This is a genomic window from Salegentibacter sp. Hel_I_6 (genome assembly GCF_000745315.1).
GTDB lineage: Bacteria > Bacteroidota > Bacteroidia > Flavobacteriales > Flavobacteriaceae > Salegentibacter.
In genome coordinates this window covers 2,483,833-2,501,479 of sequence record NZ_JQNQ01000001.1, presented here as the reverse complement: position 1 = coordinate 2,501,479, position 17,647 = coordinate 2,483,833, and the positions used below count along the sequence as shown (strand labels likewise).

The window sequence follows — 17,647 nt, the reverse complement described above, 5'->3', positions numbered from 1 at the left end:
GTAAATTCTTCAGATTATGCAGGTTTTGAGCCTTTTTTGAGTTCAATCACACTTATCTCTGGCCAAATACCTACTCTCCCGGGAAAAGCAAGGTAGCCAAATCCGCGGTTTACATTTATATAACGACCAAATTCTTCATAGATTCCTGCCCAGTTCTGGTAACGATATTGCACCGGGCTCCATTTAAACCAACCGGGAATTTCAATGCCAAATTGCATTCCGTGGGTATGCCCGCTAAGTGTTAAATGATAATTCTTTTGATCTTTCTTAATCTTCTCCTGCCAGTAAGATGGGTCATGACTTAAAAGAACTTTAAAGTCTTTTTCGCTCAACCCATTTCCTGCTTTATCTAAATCGCCTTCCTTCTTAAATCCGCCTGCTCCCCAATTTTCTACACCGACCAGTGCTATCTTTTCCCCGTTTCGCTCAATAAATTTATGCTCATTAAGCAAGAGCTTCCAGCCCATTTTGGTATGGGTTTCTTTTAAAGTATCTAAATTTTGTTTTTTCTCTTCAGCTGTATTCCAGTCTTTATAGTCCCCATAATCGTGATTTCCCAGAATGGAATAAACCCCATCCCTGGCTTTTATTTGACCAAATAATTCCTGCCAGGGTTTCATTTCTGAAGCTTCATTATTTACCAAATCTCCAGTAAAAACTACCATATCAGACTCCTGTTCATTTAGAAGGTCTATCCCGTATTTTATCTTCTTTTCATTATCAAAACTACCACTGTGAATGTCGCTAATTTGTGCAAGCCTGTAACCATCAAAAGAATCAGGCAGGTCTTCAAAGTATAGCGTATAGTTAAGTACCCTAAAATTATATCTTCCCTGGTACATTCCATACAAAACCGAAGCTAAAGGAATGGCAGCTATACCCATCGCCAACTGACTCAAAAACTTTCTACGGGAAGGAAGGGAAAAATTTTCTTTAGAAGAAAATTTTTCAAATGCGCCCTGGCTTAATCTAAATAAATCTTCCCCAAACATTATTAGCGTAAGGAAAAGTTTAAAAAGCATTAACGAGAGCAAAAACCCAAAGGCATAACCACGTGCCCCCGTAAGCACACTCCCTTCTACCGGTGCTAGCCATTGGTAAAGGAAATTACCTAATACCGCCGCAGTTACTAAAAAATAGACAATCACCACCCAATGGTTTCGGGTTATGGTCTTTAATGCCTGGTAGGCGTAAATTTCTATAAAAAGGAAAAAGACTATGAATATTATCCAGCGCATGAGCAATTTAAATTTTTGGCGAATATACTTTTAATCATCACTTTATAAATTTCGTTTAGGTTTAATTTAACGCCTGTGAAAGGCTTAAAACCCAATACTACCTCGCCTAAATAATGCCAGAAATACTATTGACTTATAAAATTTGACTATGCCAGCTATAAGAAGTATTTTTCGATCTCATTTTTATATACCCAGCTTATATGATGAAACGAAAACCAACTCCAATTAGCGTTGCTACCTGGAATTTCCCGAAGGCGACTCTAAAAGCAGGAGAGATGTTATATTCAGGCGCCACAGCTTTAGATGCAGTGGAAGAAGGCGTTAAAATTGAAGAAGCCAATCTAAAAAACACCACTGTAGGAAAGGGAGGCGCTCCAGACAGGGAGGGCAATGTGACTTTGGATGCCTGTATAATGGCACCTAACGGCGATGCAGGTGCCGTAGTTTATTTAAAGAATAATACCCACGCTGTTTCTGTAGCAAGGAAAGTGATGGAAGAAACTCCGCACGTTATGCTTGCCGGCGAAGGAGCCGATCAATTTGCACAGCAACAGGGTTTTATGAAAGAGGAACTGTTTACAGAAAGTTCTGAAAAAGCTTATAGGGAATGGCTTAAAAACAAAGAATATAAACCCTTAATTAACATTGAAAATCACGATACTATTGGAATGCTATGCCTGGACGAAAAAGGCGATATTGCCGGAGCCTGTACCTCATCTGGGCTTTCTTATAAAATGAATGGGCGCGTAGGTGATTCTCCCATTATTGGTTCTGGGTTATTCCTTGACAATGAGATTGGGGGTGCGGTTGCCACCGGAATGGGGGAGGCAATTATGAAAAGTGTTGGGAGTTTTCTTATTGTTGAACTAATGCGCCAGGGCAAAAGTCCGCAGGAAGCTTGTGAAACTGCTGTAAAAAGAATTATTAAGCAAAACCCGAATTACAAAGATTTTCAGGTAGCTTTCTTAGCCTTAAACAAAAATGGAGATATAGGCTCTTACTGCATTCACGAAGGTTATTCTTATGTAGAATATAGGGATAATAAAAACACTAATATTCCCAGTAAATCTTATCTATAAATAGAACAAAGAATTTCCTATTGATAACTATTTAGATGAAAAATTCACCGTTAAAAAAAGCCGATTTTTAACTAACAAAATATCAAAGTGTTATAAAACAGCATTTCAGATTAGGCTACAACGTAATGTTCTTTCGAAAAGCAAATACAAGAATTATACACCATATAATTTACTGGCCTCTTTTTCTTTTAACTTCATCACAAGATCAAGCGTTTCTAAAACCATATCGCTGCACATTACTATTAGGCTGCCTTCTTTTGCATGATTAATGGCATGGGTGATGGCTTCTTTTTCCGAAGATATAACACTTATTTTCTTTTTGGGATTATTCTCCTGAATCCCGTCTTTCAGTATTTTTATAATCTCATCAGCCTGTTTGCCCCTTAAATTCTTATCCTGCCTAATTATAATTTCATCAAACATTTCAGCAGCAATACTTCCAATCTCCCGGGTATCCTGGTCGCGCCTGTCTCCCACCCCGGCAATTATCCCTACTTTAGTTTTGGCTTCCATTTTCGCTACCATATCTTTCAAAGCTCTCAAACCTGCAGGGTTATGGGCATAATCTATTAAAACCTGAAAGTCTTCAAATTCAAACAAATTGAGCCTTCCCGGAGTTTGCCCGGGAGAGGGTATAAAAGTTTCCAAAGAGACTTTAATGTCTTCAATACTAAAACCTCTTACATAAGCGGTGAGTACTGCGGGCAAAACATTCTGGATCATAAAAACAGCTTTGCCACCGTAAGTTAATGGCACATTTACCGCTTTTATAATCCTTAATTTCCAATCGCCTTTGCAAATAGTGATATAGCCATTTTCATAAATAGCAGACAAGCCACCTTTTGCAGCCATCGCTTTTATATGGATGTTATTTTCATCCATAGAAAACAAGGCCACATTGCTTTCTACATTTTTACTCATATTAAATACCAGCTCATCGTCAGCATTCAATATGGCATATCCTTCTTTTACTACCGTTTCCGGAAGCACTCCCTTAACTCGAGCTAACTGTTCAATACTGTGTATTCCTTTTAGCCCAAGATGATCTCCTGTAACGTTGGTTACAATCCCCACGTCACATCTATGAAATCCGAGTCCGGCTCTTAAAAGTCCGCCACGAGCACATTCCAGTACAGCATAATCTACCGTAGGATCCCGCAATACAAACTCTACACTGGATGGCCCCGTGCAATCGCCCTTCATCAACATTCGATTTTGAATATATACACCATCACTGGTGGTGTACCCCACACGGTGACCTTTCATTTTAAGCATATGGGCAATAAGCCTGGTGGTGGTGGTTTTTCCGTTGGTACCGGTTACTGCTATTATAGGAATTCTGGCACTTGTTCCCGGAGGAAAAAGCATATCCACTACATTTGCCGCCACATTTCTTGGAATTCCTTTTGAAGGTGCCAGGTGCATTCTAAAACCAGGGCCTGCATTCACTTCTATTACCGCACCATTGGTTTCTTCAAGAGGTTTGCTAATATCGGTAGTCATTAGGTCGATTCCACAAATATCCAGGTCTATTATTTTTGAAATCCTTTCAGCCATAAAAATATTGGCGGGATGCACCATATCGGTAACATCTTCTGAAGTTCCGCCCGTACTTAAATTAGCAGTATCCTTTAATATAACCTGTTCTCCCTTTTTTACTACCGTTTCCAGGGTATACCCATAAGATTGGATAATACTTTTGGTAAGATCGTTTACCGTAATCATGGTAAGCACTTTCTCGTGCCCGTAACCCCTTCTAGGATCGCTATTCACTTCATCGATTAATTCCTGAATACTGGATTTCCCATCACCAATTACGTGGGCGGGAGTACGTTTTGCCGCCGCTACCAGTTTATTGTTTATTACTAACAACCTATAATCGTCACCAGTAATAAAACTCTCTACGATTACTGAGCTTGATACTTTTTTAGCCGCTTTAAAACCTATTACAGCGGCTTCTATCGTATTAATATCGACGCTAATTCCACGACCGTGATTGCCATCTATAGGTTTGGTAACCACCGGAAAGCCTATCTCTTTTATCGCTTTTTTAAGTTCTCTTTCGGTACGTATAATCCTTCCTTTAGGAACCAACACCTCGGCCTGTTCCAATAAATATTTGGTATCTTCTTTATCACATGCCAATTCTACACCTATACTACTGGTTTGGCTAGTTACGGTGGCGTGAATTTTTTTCTGATTTGCACCATAACCCAACTGGCATAAAGAATATTGGTTTAATCTAATCCACGGAATACCACGGCTGGCCGCTTCCTCTACTATAGATCCTGTACTTGGCCCAAGTCTTTCAGATTCTCTAAGTTCTCGCATTTCCTGCAAATCGGCTTCCAGGTTGTAGTCAATTCCTGCTATAAGAGCTTCGCAAATTCGTACCGCACTTTCAGCAGCAAATCTTCCCGCATTTTCTTCTAAATAATTAAAAACTACGTTGTAAACGCCTTCTTCGCCATAACCCCGGGTTCTTCCAAACCCCACATCCATTCCTGCAAGGGTTTGAATTTCTAAGGCAATATGTTCTATAACGTGACCCATCCAGGTACCATCATCTACCCGCATAAAAAACCCTCCTGGGCATCCTTCAGAACATCTATGCTCATACATACTGGGAAACATTGCCTTGATCCGTTCATTAAAACCAGGCACCTTATCGGTAGGTTTCTGTTCCATATCTTCAAGATCCAGGACCATTACTATTAATTTATGTCGCCTAACCGACCAGTAATTAGGACCTCGCATTGCATTTATCTCCCGTATCTTCATAAAATTACTTCTGTTATTATCTTTTTGGCGCCCTGTTCTTAGCCGCATTTAAATGTACGTAATATTTGAAGCCGGACATATATAAGTTACTTTTACGGCTAATTATAAACTGAATATGATTAAAGGAACTTTAATACCCATTGGTGGAAATGAAGATAAAGGCTTCCATAGAGCAGACCGATTTAGACTGGATTACATAAGCCAGGGAATTCTCTCTCGTGTAGTTTACGAAAGTGGCGGAAATGGCTCACGAATACTCATAATCACTACAGCTTCTGGTATACCTGAAGAAGTAGGACAAAGCTATCTGGATGCTTTTGAAAGGTTGGGCTGTAATAATGTATCCCACCTTTATATAGGCTCAAAAGAAGAAGCAAATTCTGAAGAAAATTTAAGCTTGCTGAAAGAAGCAGATTGTGTGATGTTTTCTGGCGGAAATCAATATAAAATCACCAGAAATATTAAAGGAACCCTTTTTCACGATTTACTTGCAAAACGTTACCACGAAGAAAACTTTGTACTGGCAGGAACCAGTGCTGGCGCTATGTGTATGTCTAAAGAAATGATAACCGGCGGTAGCAGTAAAGAATCTTTTATTAAAGGCGCGATTAAATTGCGCGAAGGACTTAACCTTATCCCCCAACTTATTATAGACACTCACTTTATACAACGCGGACGCTTTGGAAGATTATCTGAAGCTGTAGCAAGATTCCCCGAACTTATTGGTTTTGGACTGGCGGAAGACACCGGCATTGTTATTAAAAATGGAAACGAATGCGACATTATTGGTTCGGGAATGGTGATTGTTTTTGATCCAGGAAAACTGAAACACAATAACTTCGCAAGGCTTAAGGAAGGAACCCCCCTAACTATGACGAACCTTATTACGCACGTTCTTTCAGATGGAGATAGTTATTATCTAAAAGAACGGGAAATTAGGGTGATGGCTTCTTCCAAAAGTTTTATAGACTAAACCGGGGAAAATGGAAAAAATATAAAATCAGGATTTTTCTAAAAAAACACAAATGGGTTTAAAAATCTTGCAGGAAAAATGCAGTTATTTTGTCGATAATTGAGATTGAAGAAGGCTTGCCCCAGAAGTTGTTTACTTATAAATTGCTATGTTTCTATTGCCTTGTGTGTCTATACTGGCACGGTACATTCCTTCAGTATTAAAAGGCATGGCAATATTTCCTTCAGCATCTATGGCAATTAAACCCCCATCGCCACCGATGGATAAAAGTCGGTTTTGTACTACTTCTTCTGTAGCTTCTTTTAGGCTTAAACCTTTAAATTCTATAAGACAGGAAACATCGTAGGCTACCACGGCGCGAATAAAAAACTCCCCGCTACCGGTACAGGAAACAGCACAGGTTTTATTGTTGGCGTAAGTTCCTGCACCAATCATCGAGCTATCCCCAATTCTGCCAAATTTTTTGTTGGTCATTCCCCCGGTGGAAGTTGCTGCAGCAAGATTGCCTCCAAAGTCGCAGGCCACGGCACCCACCGTTCCGAATTTCGAATCTTTTTTTACACTGTGGTCTAATTGAAAATTCCCGGAATCCTTGATTTCCTGCCACTGCTGAAACCTAAATTCATCATAAAAATAATCTTCAGGCTCCAATTTATAGCCTAATAATTCCGCATAATCCATAGCACCGGTTCCAGCAAGGAAAACGTGCTCGCTTTTTCCCATAATATCTTTGGCCAGCAACACCGGATTTTTAATTCCGCTAATTAAAGAAACCGCCCCAGCTTCAAGATTGCCGCCATTCATTATCGCTGCGTCCATTTCGTGCGTACCAGCGTTTGTAAAAACGCTGCCTTTTCCAGCATTAAAAAGAGGAGAATCTTCCAGCATTTTTACAGCCTCAACAACTGCATCTACCGAATTTCCATTATGTTCAAGAATATTGTATCCAGCGTTGAGCGCTGCTTCCAATGTTTTTTTATAGGAAACCTCTTTCTCCGCAGTCATCATTCCTTTTAATAAAGTACCTGCGCCGCCGTGAATGGCCAATGCTATTTTTTTCACCTTCTTCTGTGTTAAGTCTGAAATTTTTATTTCATTGAAAAATCAAAAACAATTTTACAGTCCTTTTTTACTTCCGAAAATTACAACTTGCATTTTAAATGCAGCTATAAGTTTTGTAGTTTTATAGACTTTAAAAAACATAGATGGCAGCTCAAAAACGCTTATTTTTACTGGACGCTTACGCGCTTATATTTCGTGGTTATTATGCTTTTATTAAAAATCCAAGGATAAACTCCAAAGGTTTTGACACCTCGGCAATAATGGGTTTCACCAACTCCCTTTTTGATGTAATTAGGCGGGAAAAACCAGATCATCTTGCCGTTTGTTTTGACAAAGAAGGAAGCCAGGCAAGAACCGAGATGTTTGCCGAATATAAAGCTAACCGAGACGCTACGCCAGAACCAATAAAAGAGGCGATTCCTATTATCCAGGATATTTTAAAAGCCATGCATATTCCCGTAGTGGAATTAGCCGGAATGGAAGCCGATGATATTATTGGAACCCTCGCCCAACAAGCCGAAAAGGAAAATTACCAGGTTTTTATGGTAACTCCAGATAAGGATTTCGCGCAACTAGTAACCGAAAATATTTTTATGTATCGCCCTGCAAGGATGGGTAACGGAATTGAAATTTGGGGTATTCCCGAAGTTCAAAAGAAATTTGAGGTGGAGCGACCAGAGCAGGTTATAGATTTCCTTGGAATGATGGGCGACGCCGTAGATAATATCCCTGGACTTCCCGGGGTAGGCGAAAAAACTGCCAAAAAATTCCTGAAACAATTTGGAAGCATGGAGGAGCTGCTGGCCAATACCGACCAGCTAAAAGGAAAGATGAAAGAAAAAGTTGAAAGTCACGCCGAGCAGGGAATTCTTTCTAAAAAATTGGCAGCCATTCTTACCGATTGTGATGTGAAATTTCACGCTGAAGATTATGAGCTTTCTCAACCTGATTCAGATAAAGTTCAGGAGATCTTTGATGAACTTGAATTTAGAAGACTTAAAGATCAATTTATAAAGTTATTTAGCGGCGAAGAAGATCAACAGCAAACCCAGGTTAGTAATTCTCCTTCAGCTAAAAAAGTTTCAAAAACTGCCGGAGAAGGGCAATTTTCATTGTTTTCAGGAGACGATTCAGAAAAAATTGAAGCCAGTTCTGGCGGAAGAAAATCTCTAAAAGATACTGCTCACGTATACCAAAGCCTGAATACTAAAATGGCCAGGCAAATGTTTCTTCAAAATTTAATAAAACAAAACAGTGTTTGCGTTGATACTGAAACCACAAGTTTAAATGCGCTGGAAGCAGAGCTGGTTGGTATTGCATTTTCCTGGGAACCCGGCAAAGGTTTTTATCTGCCTTTTCCCGAAGAACGCGAAAAAGCACAAGAACTTATTGAGGAGTTGCGACCGTTTTTTGAAGATGAAAAAATTGAAAAAATTGGGCAAAACCTTAAATATGACATCAAGGTTTTAGCAAAATATAATATTGAAATAAAAGGAAAGCTTTTCGATACCATGATCGCGCATTATTTGATCAATCCAGATATGCGTCATAATATGGACGTACTTGCCGAAACTTACCTTAATTATACACCGCAGCCTATCTCAGAATTAATAGGAAAAAAAGGAAAGAATCAAAAATCGATGCGGGAGGTTCCGGTTGAAGAGCAAACCGAATATGGCGTAGAAGATGCCGATGTTACTCTTCAGCTTAAAAAATTCTTTGAGCAGGAATTAAAAGAAGCAGAAACCCGAAAGCTTTTTGATGAAATTGAAATCCCGCTGGTTAGGATACTTGCTGCAATGGAACTGGAAGGCATAAAATTAGACGAAAATTTCCTAAAATCCCTTTCTGATGCACTGGATAGTGACATTAAAGATTTGGAGCAAAGTATTTATAAAGAAGCCGGGGAAGAATTTAAAATCAGTTCTCCAAAGCAATTAGGACTTATTCTATTTGAAAAAATGGAATTGGTAAAAAAGCCCAAAAAGACTAAAACCGGCCAATATTCAACCAGCGAAGATGTTTTGTCGGCATTGGTGAAGGAGCATAAAATAGTAGAAGATGTTTTAATGTTTAGAGCTCTTGTGAAGTTGCAAAATACGTATATTGATTCTTTACCAAACCAGGTACAAAAGCCCACTGGAAGAATTCACACCGATTATGTGCAGACTATTGCAGCTACGGGAAGATTGAGTTCCAACAATCCCAACCTTCAAAATATTCCGATAAGAACCGAGCGTGGTCGCCAGGTGAGAAAAGCTTTTGTTCCGCGGGACGAAAATCATATTCTACTGGCTGCCGATTATTCCCAAATTGAATTACGAATTATCGCGGCGCTTAGCGAAGAAGATAATATGATTAAAGCCTTTAAAGAAGGCAAAGATATTCACGCTTCTACCGCCGCCCAGGTTTTTAATGTAAATATAGATGAAGTAACTCGCGAGCAAAGAAGCAACGCTAAAACTGTGAATTTTGGAATTATTTATGGTGTTTCAGCCTTCGGCTTAAGCAATCAGACCAATTTATCTCGTTCTGAAGCAAAAGAACTTATTGACACCTATTATAAAACTTACCCTAAGTTAACCGGTTATATTGCAGACCAGGTTGCTTTTGCCAGAGAAAACGGTTATGTACAAACCATTTTAGGAAGAAGACGATATTTAAAAGATATCAATTCGCAAAATGCGGTAGTGCGTGGCGCTGCAGAAAGAAATGCGGTAAACGCCCCAATACAGGGTAGCGCAGCGGATATTATAAAACTGGCAATGATTAATATTTACCGAAAACTTACGGAAGGAAAATTCAAAACCAAAATGTTACTTCAGGTGCATGATGAATTGGTTTTTGACGCCCATAAAGATGAAGTAGAAGAAGTAAAGAAAATGATTCAGTTTGAAATGGAAAACGCTTACAAACTGGAAGTCCCTTTAGACGTAGAATTGGGAGAAGGCAATAACTGGCTGGAAGCGCATTAGAATTTCTCCGTCATTGCGATGGAGGCACGACTGAAGCAATCTCTAGTAAAATAAAAAACCTCGCAACCAAAGTTGCGAGGTTTTTCTATCTAACACTAAAAAGATTGGTTAGGTTAGTTCACCCTTGTATATTCTAAAGATAAAACGGTAACCTCTTCTGCATCCGTCCCATCCGGATTTCCATAATATTGTTCAGATTCAAATTTACTGATATCAAAAGCAAACGTATTGGCAGTTCTTTCTAAAATCCTGCTGTGGGTACGAGTAGTTTCATCAATAGTCATCGTAATAACCAATCGTTCGTCGTTATTCACATTTTTAACATCCCAGCTCCCGTTATCTGTTCTTCCAGAAAGGCATTTAAAATCATCATTACTTTCACCGGCTTTAAAATCAAGTTTAGAATTTGTGGTTATCATACTTCCATTTTCATTAAAAGTAACACCCATTGTTTCAAAACAATCGGTTTCTAATAAAATATTAGTATTGTAAACCCCGTCATTATTAAGGTCTACCAGGGTATCGGCTTCCATTACTGAGAGTTTCCACTCTCCTTCAAGATCTTCAGGGGTAATATTTGCCGTAGCATTTAAAGAATTAACTTCAGTTTCCGCAACGTGATCCTGGTTAGGTTCACAGGATATTATAAGCGCCATTGCTAAGACTGCACAAAAGCTTTTTAAAGTAAGTAGGTTTTTCATAGCTAAATCAATTTGAGAGGACAAAACTACGGAAGAAAAACTCCACTTTATGACTTTATTAACATTAAAATTGCCGTTTAACGTTCGTTTAGTGTTTTTTATCGATATAAGTAAGAGAGGTTAGGTAGGAATAAAGTCTCAAAAATGAAGCATTGAAAGAATTTTGCTTTATAAAGTGATCGTAGTTTCTAAATTTCTGATGTACAGCTATATTCCTCAAAACAAATTAATTAATTTCGGATTTGCTATATGAATTTATAATTGTACATTTGCACCCCGTTTTCCCGACATGATTCATGTAGGGAACGAGGAATGGAATGTTTAATAATAAGTAAATTTAATTAGTGTGGACACATTAAGCTACAAAACAGTATCAGCCAACAAGGCTACCGTGACCAAAGATTGGGTACACGTAGATGCTGAAGGACAGACGCTAGGCCGCCTATCATCTAAAGTAGCCAAGCTACTAAGAGGTAAGCACAAGCCTAACTTCACCCCGCACGTTGATTGTGGTGATAACGTAATCGTTACCAACGCAGAAAAGATCAACTTAACCGGTAAGAAATGGGATTCGAAAGAATACATTCGTCACACCGGCTACCCTGGGGGACAAAAAAGTCTAACAGCCGCTGAATTATTCGAAAAGAATCCTGAGAGATTAATCGAAAAATCAGTAAAAGGAATGCTACCAAAAAACAAACTTGGAGCAGACCTATTCAGAAATTTAAAGGTTTACGCAGGAACAGATCACGATCATACTGCACAAAAACCTAAAACTATTAACTTAAACGATCTTAAGTAATGGAGGTTATTCACAAAATTGGCCGTAGAAAAACGGCGGTTGCGCGTGTTTACGTTTCTGAAGGAAGCGGGAAATTTAGCGTAAACAAAAAAGACCTTAAAGACTACTTTACCACAGGTCCTTTACTTTACAAAGTAAACCAGGCCCTAAACCTTACCGGCAATGACGAGAACTTCGACATTACTGCAAATGTTTATGGTGGTGGTATTACAGGACAGGCAGAAGCTATTCGTCTTGCACTTGCAAGAGCAATGGTAGAACTGGATGCAGAGAACAGAGCGGTGTTAAAACCAGAAGGTTTAATGACCAGAGACCCAAGAATGGTAGAGCGTAAGAAATTTGGACAGAAGAAAGCCCGTAAGAAATTTCAGTTCTCTAAGCGTTAATTTTTATTGGAATCTATATTCCAAAGTTCATTTAATATTAAAAAGATTTTTGTTGTTATTCCGCTGCCAGCGGAAGTTAGTTTAGCATCTAAACAGGTAAGGCCGTGTTTATAAAAACAGCCACTTACTTGTTGCTATCTTCAACAGAACGTAAACTATTACAAAAATGGCAAACAAAGTAGAAGTAAAAGAATTACTTGATGCAGGTGTACATTTTGGACACCTTACAAGAAGATGGAATCCAAATATGGCCCCATATATTTATATGGAGCGTAATGGGATTCACATCATCAACTTATATAAGAGTGCTGCTAAAATGCAGGAGGCAGGTGATGCCCTTGCAAAAATTGCAGCCAGCGGTAGAAAAATACTTTTCGTAGCTACCAAGAAACAAGCTAAAGAAATTGTAGCTGAACATGCTGAAAAAGCTAACATGCCATACATTACCGAGCGTTGGCCCGGTGGTATGCTTACCAACTTCGTAACTATTCGTAGAGCCGTTAAAAAAATGGCCTCCATAGATAGAATGAAGAAAGATGGTACCTTTAATACACTTTCTAAAAAAGAACGTCTTCAGGTAGATCGTTTAAGAGCTAAATTAGAAAAGAACCTTGGTTCAATTTCTGATATGAGCAGACTTCCAGGAGCGCTTTTTGTAGTTGATATCACTCGTGAACACATTGCTATTAAAGAAGCTCAAAAATTAAACATTCCAATTTTCGCTATGGTTGATACAAACTCAGATCCTCGTGAGGTTGAGTACGTAATTCCATCTAATGACGATGCTTCAAAGTCTATCAACAAAGTTGTTTCTTATGTTGCAGATTCTATTGTAGAAGGTCTTTCTGAAAGAAAAGCTTCTAAAGATTCTAAAAAAGATAAAGCAGAAAACGAAGAAAAAGAGCCTAAAGCACCAAAGGCTGCCGTAAAGCAACCAGAGGCTGAAGCTCCTTCTAAAGATGCTGAAGACAAAAAGGCGATGAAAGAAGCCAAAAAAGATGTAAAACTTGAATCTAAGAAAGAAACCTTAGATAAAGCTTCATCTAACGAAGAAGAATAAAATAACATTTTATAACATCCAAAAAGTCGTTTAGTTTCTTTCCTAACAGTTGGTCTCTAAGCGACTTTTTTAAATAAAACACAATACTATGGCTAAGATAACCGCCGCAGAAGTAAACAAATTAAGAAAAGCTACCGGTGCAGGTATGATGGATTGTAAAAAAGCACTTGTAGAAGTAGATGGTGATTTTGATAAAGCTATTGAAGTACTTCGTAAAAAAGGCCAAAAAGTTGCTGCTAAAAGAGCTGATAGAGATTCGGCTGAAGGTGCTGCTATTGCTAAAGTAAACGACGATAATACTAAAGGTATTATCATCTCTCTTAACTGTGAAACCGACTTTGTTGCTAAAAACGATGATTTCGTGAAAATGGCAAATAGTTTTGCTGATATCGCTTTGCAGGTTTCTTCTAAAGAAGAATTGCTAAAAGCTGATTATAACGGAATTTCAGTTGAAGATAAATTAACTGAGCAAACCGGTGTAATTGGAGAAAAAATAGAGATAGGATCTTTTAAAACTCTTGAAGCTCCATTTGTAGGTTCTTATATTCACGCGGGTAATAAAATTGCTGTTCTAACCGGACTTTCTAAAAATGTTGAAGGCGCTGATGAAGCTGCTAAAAATGTTTCTATGCAAGCTGCAGCAATGAATCCAGTTGCCCTTAACGAAGAAGGTGTAGATCAAACTACAATTGAAAAAGAGATCGAGATCGCTAAAGATACCCTTCGCCAGGAAGGAAAGCCTGAAGAAATGCTTGACAATATCGCTAAAGGTAAAATCAAACGTTACTTTAAGGACAACACTCTTGTTAATCAAGACTATATTAAAGACAGCAAACAAAGCGTTGCAGCTTACGTAAAATCTGTAGATTCAGATCTTCAGGTTGTAGCTTTTGAAAGAGTTGCTTTAGGAGAATAATTAAAATTTTTCATGTCATTTCCGTAGCCTGTGCTGAATTTATTTCAGTAAAGACGGAAATCTCAAATAAACTCAAAACCGCTTCATTAATCTGAAGCGGTTTTTTAATTTTGTCCCATGTCAGAAAAAGCATTTCAGTTTAAAGAATTCAGTATAGAGCAGGATCGATGCGCTATGAAAATTGGCACCGACGGCGTTCTACTCGGCGCCTGGGCTTCCCTGGAGCAACAACCAGATAGCATTCTTGATATTGGCACAGGAACAGGTTTAATTGCATTAATGCTCGCACAACGCTCTCCTGCCCTTCTTATTGATGCTTTGGAAATCGACGAAGATGCATATGAACAGGCTGTAGAAAATTTTGAACAAAGCAATTGGGGAGACAGACTATTTTGCTATCACGCCGCTTTTGATGAATTTGTGGAAGAAATGCAGGATGAAGAAGATAAATATGAGCTTATTATTTCCAATCCTCCATTTTATGAGCCCCCTCTAACTCCCCCAATGAGCGAGAATTCAATTTCCAGTGCTAGACAAAATGCAAGGTTTTATGATGCTCTCCCTTTTTCTGAATTAATTGGAGGTGTTTCAAAATTACTTCATCCACAAGGGGAGTTTAACACGATTATTCCGCATAAAGAGGAAACAGGTTTTATAGCGCTGGCCAGCAAATTTGGTCTTTTTCCGAAGCAAATTACAAGGGTTAGAGGCACAAGATCTTCAGAAATAAAAAGAAGTCTATTGAATTTCACCTTCAATAAAACTTCCATAGAAGAAAGTGAACTTATTATTGAAATTTCACGGCATAATTATACAGATGCTTATAAAAAGCTTGTAAAAGACTTCTATCTTAAATTATAATCTTAAAATTGTTTGCTTTAAAAAGCTTAGTTACATTTGTGTAAAACACCACACGAATGAGAACAGATAACTTCCAGGCTCCAGATTATTATAATATTGATGAGCTACTAACCGATGAACACAAGATAGTTCGCGATGCTGCCCGGGAATGGGTAAAACGCGAAGTTTCTCCCATAATTGAAGATGCTGCACAAAAAGCAGAATTCCCTAAATCTATCATAAGCGGTTTAGCTGAAATTGGAGCTTTTGGCCCTTATATTCCGGAAGAATATGGTGGTGCAGGCCTGGATCAAATCTCATACGGACTTATTATGCAGGAAATTGAACGTGGTGATAGTGGCGTTCGTTCTACCGCCTCTGTGCAAAGTTCACTGGTGATGTATCCTATCTACACTTACGGGACAGAAGAACAACGCAAAAAATACCTTCCAAAATTAGCCTCGGGAGAATTTATGGGCTGTTTTGGGCTTACCGAACCAGATCACGGCTCTAATCCCGGTGGGATGACCACCAACTTTAAAGACAAAGGCGATCATTATTTATTAAATGGGGCTAAAATGTGGATCTCTAATGCACCTTTTGCAGATATTGCTATAGTTTGGGCAAAAGATGAAAACGGCCGTATTCATGGTCTTATCCTAGAAAGAGGAATGGAAGGCTTTTCTACTCCTGAAACTCATAATAAATGGTCACTTCGAGCCAGCGCAACCGGCGAACTTATTTTTGACAATGTAAAAGTGCCCAAAGAAAATCTAATGCCGAATAAAAGCGGGCTTGGCGCTCCATTGGGTTGTCTTGATTCTGCCCGCTACGGAATTTCATGGGGTGCGATTGGTGCTGCAATGGATTGCTACGATACCGCTCTAAGATATGCAAAAGAACGTGTTCAGTTTGATAAACCAATTGCAGGCACGCAACTTCAGCAGAAAAAATTAGCAGAAATGATTACCGAGATCACCAAAGCGCAGCTTATAGCGTGGAGACTGGGCGTTCTTAAAAATGAAGGAAAAGCAACATCGGCTCAAATCTCTATGGCTAAAAGAAATAATGTTGAAATGGCTTTAAACATCGCCAGGGAAGCGCGCCAAATCTTAGGCGGAATGGGAATTACCGGTGAATATAGCATTATGCGACATATGATGAACCTGGAAAGTGTAATTACTTATGAAGGTACTCACGATATTCATTTATTAATTACAGGCATGGATATTACCGGGATACCGGCTTTTCAGTAAAAGTAAAAAGTAAAAAGGCCCGGGATATTTAGTAACCGGGCCTTTTTTTTATAAATTCTTTTATTATTCAGTGGAAAGGAGGTTCCCATCAGCATCATAATATTCTGTCTTATACTTTTGGTTATTGGTATCTCTATATTCAATATAATAAAATCCGTCTTCTATATTGTAAACTGTATTTGTAGAAGAACCGTCTTCTAACCTTTCAAAAAGTTCAACCAAAACGTCAGCCGCATATTTTTCTATTCTATTAATCTGCCCGTTTTCATCTTTAAATTCAATTGTCTTGATATCTGGCAATGAATCTCTGTAATCTATTCTTACTTCTTTCTCGGGAGTATAATCTTCCCGATAATATCTATTAGTTAATTGAGTTAGCCTACTCCCATCATACATTTTCTTGATTGCTAAAGAGCCGAATTCGTTAAAAACAAGTTCTTCTATCGTTTTTGGTTCGCTCATCCCATTAACATATATTAGAATCTTATTAGAATTATTAAGATCATCAAACTCATAAAGAGTGCTTGCAGTAGAAGTACCCTGCTCAAAAATCGAGACCTCGGTTACTCTTCTTTCTTCATCAATTGCATCTATTTTCCAAACATATAGATCTGAATCAATCATCGATGAGGGACTATATGAAAAAGACTCGATTTTAGAATTTTCTTCATAGGAAAAATAATAATTCAAGGTAAATCCGCTTGAACCATCTGCACGGAGATGGTCTCCGGTAAAAAATTCTGGAAATCCATTAGCATTGTGATCACTATAGCTGTAAGAAAGGAGTGGCCTCCAGGGATATTTCTCAAACGCCTTAGACTTTGAAATTTTCCCTTCGGAATCAAATTCATGAATCCAATGCACATTCCGGGTTCTGGTTTCCCATGATTCTACAATATGAAAGAAAGCACCCCCTTCTAATCCAGACATTTCGTAATCTAATTCGAGATTTTGAGCAAGATGGTTCGTAGCTTCTCCAGGCAAAACAACCTCCAGATCTGCTAGAGTATTCATATTAATTTCCATCACTAATTCACCCAATAATTGGATAATAGGATTTCTAAAATCAATTTCAGTTAGCGACATAGCTTCTACCGCTTCATCTGAAATTTGAATACCATTTTCAGCTTCTTTATCGGCATCAAAAGTCTGTAAGAAAGCAGCAATATTTTTCACTTCAGAAGTGTTAATATTAGCGTTTGGAGTAACAGCAATATCAATGGGCGTAATTGTATTTTCACCTTTAGCTTCTCCGATTTTGACTGATCCTACAAAAAAACTGACTGTCTCACCTTCTTCAAACTGAAACTCTCCAGCGGAATTGGTTACTCCTTCTTGGGTATTAGTTTTATAAATTAGCCCCTCTACAGGAGAATCTAAAAAAACACCTGTTAAAAGAGCAGGTTCAGATGGTGTTGGATTCACTTCTGGTTCTTCTTCTGTTGAACAACTTAATAGGCTAAAACAGGCTAAAACTAAGGCAAGAGATAAACGTTTCATTTGACTGATGATTTTTGATTGTCAGCTAAAATAAAACATTTATTAACATTTTTTAACAAAAATTATGTTTTTAAAGTA

Annotated in this window: 14 protein-coding genes; 9 read left to right on the top strand and 5 right to left on the bottom strand. The window is 38.4% G+C overall.

Annotated elements, in window-relative coordinates; genetic code table 11:
• Nucleotides 1-14 precede the first annotated feature (14 nt).
• Complete coding sequence (locus tag FG27_RS11010) at nt 15-1,238, bottom strand: metallophosphoesterase (RefSeq protein WP_037319010.1); 1,224 nt, start codon at nt 1,236-1,238, stop codon at nt 15-17.
• 200 nt (nt 1,239-1,438) lie between these two features.
• On the opposite strand from FG27_RS11010, the gene FG27_RS11005 reads away from it, so the two are divergent.
• Nucleotides 1,439-2,317, top strand: a complete 879-nt coding sequence (locus FG27_RS11005) for a N(4)-(beta-N-acetylglucosaminyl)-L-asparaginase (protein WP_081912614.1) — start codon at nt 1,439-1,441, stop codon at nt 2,315-2,317.
• Between the two features lie 153 nt (nt 2,318-2,470).
• Here the strand turns inward: FG27_RS11005 and cphA are convergent, their stop codons facing one another.
• Complete coding sequence (cphA, locus tag FG27_RS11000; RefSeq protein WP_037322180.1) at nt 2,471-5,098, bottom strand: cyanophycin synthetase; 2,628 nt, start codon at nt 5,096-5,098, stop codon at nt 2,471-2,473.
• Nucleotides 5,099-5,213: 115 nt separating this feature from the next.
• Between cphA and FG27_RS10995 the strand changes: the two genes are divergently transcribed.
• Nucleotides 5,214-6,071 (top strand): cyanophycinase, encoded by an 858-nt coding sequence (locus FG27_RS10995; protein ID WP_037319009.1) that lies wholly within the window; start codon nt 5,214-5,216, stop codon nt 6,069-6,071.
• A gap of 132 nt (nt 6,072-6,203) precedes the next feature.
• Here FG27_RS10995 and FG27_RS10990 read toward each other — a convergent pair whose 3' ends face one another.
• Nucleotides 6,204-7,133: an isoaspartyl peptidase/L-asparaginase family protein gene (locus tag FG27_RS10990; protein ID WP_037319008.1), complete on the bottom strand. Its 930-nt coding sequence runs from the start codon at nt 7,131-7,133 to the stop codon at nt 6,204-6,206.
• Nucleotides 7,134-7,276: 143 nt separating this feature from the next.
• Here FG27_RS10990 and polA point away from each other — a divergent pair, with 143 nt between their 5' ends.
• Complete coding sequence (gene polA, locus FG27_RS10985; protein ID WP_037319007.1) at nt 7,277-10,108, top strand: DNA polymerase I; 2,832 nt, start codon at nt 7,277-7,279, stop codon at nt 10,106-10,108.
• A gap of 113 nt (nt 10,109-10,221) precedes the next feature.
• Here polA and FG27_RS10980 read toward each other — a convergent pair whose 3' ends face one another.
• Complete coding sequence (locus FG27_RS10980; RefSeq protein WP_037319006.1) at nt 10,222-10,809, bottom strand: hypothetical protein; 588 nt, start codon at nt 10,807-10,809, stop codon at nt 10,222-10,224.
• 346 nt (nt 10,810-11,155) lie between these two features.
• Between FG27_RS10980 and rplM the strand changes: the two genes are divergently transcribed.
• The 6 genes from rplM (at nt 11,156) to FG27_RS10950 (ending at nt 16,069) form a co-directional block, all read left to right on the top strand.
• A complete protein-coding gene (rplM, locus tag FG27_RS10975; protein ID WP_037319005.1) occupies nt 11,156-11,611 on the top strand; it encodes a 50S ribosomal protein L13 in 456 nt (151 codons plus the stop codon).
• Nucleotides 11,611-11,997, top strand: a complete 387-nt coding sequence (gene rpsI / locus FG27_RS10970; protein WP_037319003.1) for a 30S ribosomal protein S9 — start codon at nt 11,611-11,613, stop codon at nt 11,995-11,997. The genes rplM and rpsI overlap by 1 nt, the downstream gene beginning before the upstream one ends.
• A gap of 166 nt (nt 11,998-12,163) precedes the next feature.
• Entirely contained in the window at nt 12,164-13,057 is an 894-nt protein-coding gene (gene rpsB / locus FG27_RS10965) for a 30S ribosomal protein S2 (RefSeq protein ID WP_037319001.1), read from the top strand.
• An 88-nt stretch (nt 13,058-13,145) separates the two neighbouring features.
• Nucleotides 13,146-13,973, top strand: coding sequence for a translation elongation factor Ts (tsf, locus tag FG27_RS10960; protein WP_037318999.1), 828 nt, complete (start codon nt 13,146-13,148; stop codon nt 13,971-13,973).
• A gap of 117 nt (nt 13,974-14,090) precedes the next feature.
• Nucleotides 14,091-14,834, top strand: a complete 744-nt coding sequence (locus tag FG27_RS10955; protein WP_037318998.1) for a tRNA1(Val) (adenine(37)-N6)-methyltransferase — start codon at nt 14,091-14,093, stop codon at nt 14,832-14,834.
• A gap of 56 nt (nt 14,835-14,890) precedes the next feature.
• Nucleotides 14,891-16,069: an acyl-CoA dehydrogenase family protein gene (locus FG27_RS10950; RefSeq protein ID WP_037318997.1), complete on the top strand. Its 1,179-nt coding sequence runs from the start codon at nt 14,891-14,893 to the stop codon at nt 16,067-16,069.
• Between the two features lie 63 nt (nt 16,070-16,132).
• Here the strand turns inward: FG27_RS10950 and FG27_RS10945 are convergent, their stop codons facing one another.
• A complete protein-coding gene (locus FG27_RS10945) occupies nt 16,133-17,569 on the bottom strand; it encodes a hypothetical protein (protein WP_037318995.1) in 1,437 nt (478 codons plus the stop codon).
• Between the last annotated feature and the right edge of the window lie 78 nt (nt 17,570-17,647).

Coding starts and splice junctions, on each gene's coding strand:
- rpsI (WP_037319003.1), top strand. CDS start 11,611: ATGGAGGTTATTCACAAAATTGGCCGTAGAAAAACGGCGGTTGCGCGT.
- FG27_RS10955 (WP_037318998.1), top strand. CDS start 14,091: ATGTCAGAAAAAGCATTTCAGTTTAAAGAATTCAGTATAGAGCAGGAT.
- tsf (WP_037318999.1), top strand. CDS start 13,146: ATGGCTAAGATAACCGCCGCAGAAGTAAACAAATTAAGAAAAGCTACC.
- FG27_RS11010 (WP_037319010.1), bottom strand. CDS start 1,238: ATGCGCTGGATAATATTCATAGTCTTTTTCCTTTTTATAGAAATTTAC.
- rpsB (WP_037319001.1), top strand. CDS start 12,164: ATGGCAAACAAAGTAGAAGTAAAAGAATTACTTGATGCAGGTGTACAT.
- FG27_RS10950 (WP_037318997.1), top strand. CDS start 14,891: ATGAGAACAGATAACTTCCAGGCTCCAGATTATTATAATATTGATGAG.
- FG27_RS10980 (WP_037319006.1), bottom strand. CDS start 10,809: ATGAAAAACCTACTTACTTTAAAAAGCTTTTGTGCAGTCTTAGCAATG.
- FG27_RS11005 (WP_081912614.1), top strand. CDS start 1,439: ATGATGAAACGAAAACCAACTCCAATTAGCGTTGCTACCTGGAATTTC.
- cphA (WP_037322180.1), bottom strand. CDS start 5,098: ATGAAGATACGGGAGATAAATGCAATGCGAGGTCCTAATTACTGGTCG.
- FG27_RS10995 (WP_037319009.1), top strand. CDS start 5,214: ATGATTAAAGGAACTTTAATACCCATTGGTGGAAATGAAGATAAAGGC.
- polA (WP_037319007.1), top strand. CDS start 7,277: ATGGCAGCTCAAAAACGCTTATTTTTACTGGACGCTTACGCGCTTATA.
- FG27_RS10945 (WP_037318995.1), bottom strand. CDS start 17,569: ATGAAACGTTTATCTCTTGCCTTAGTTTTAGCCTGTTTTAGCCTATTA.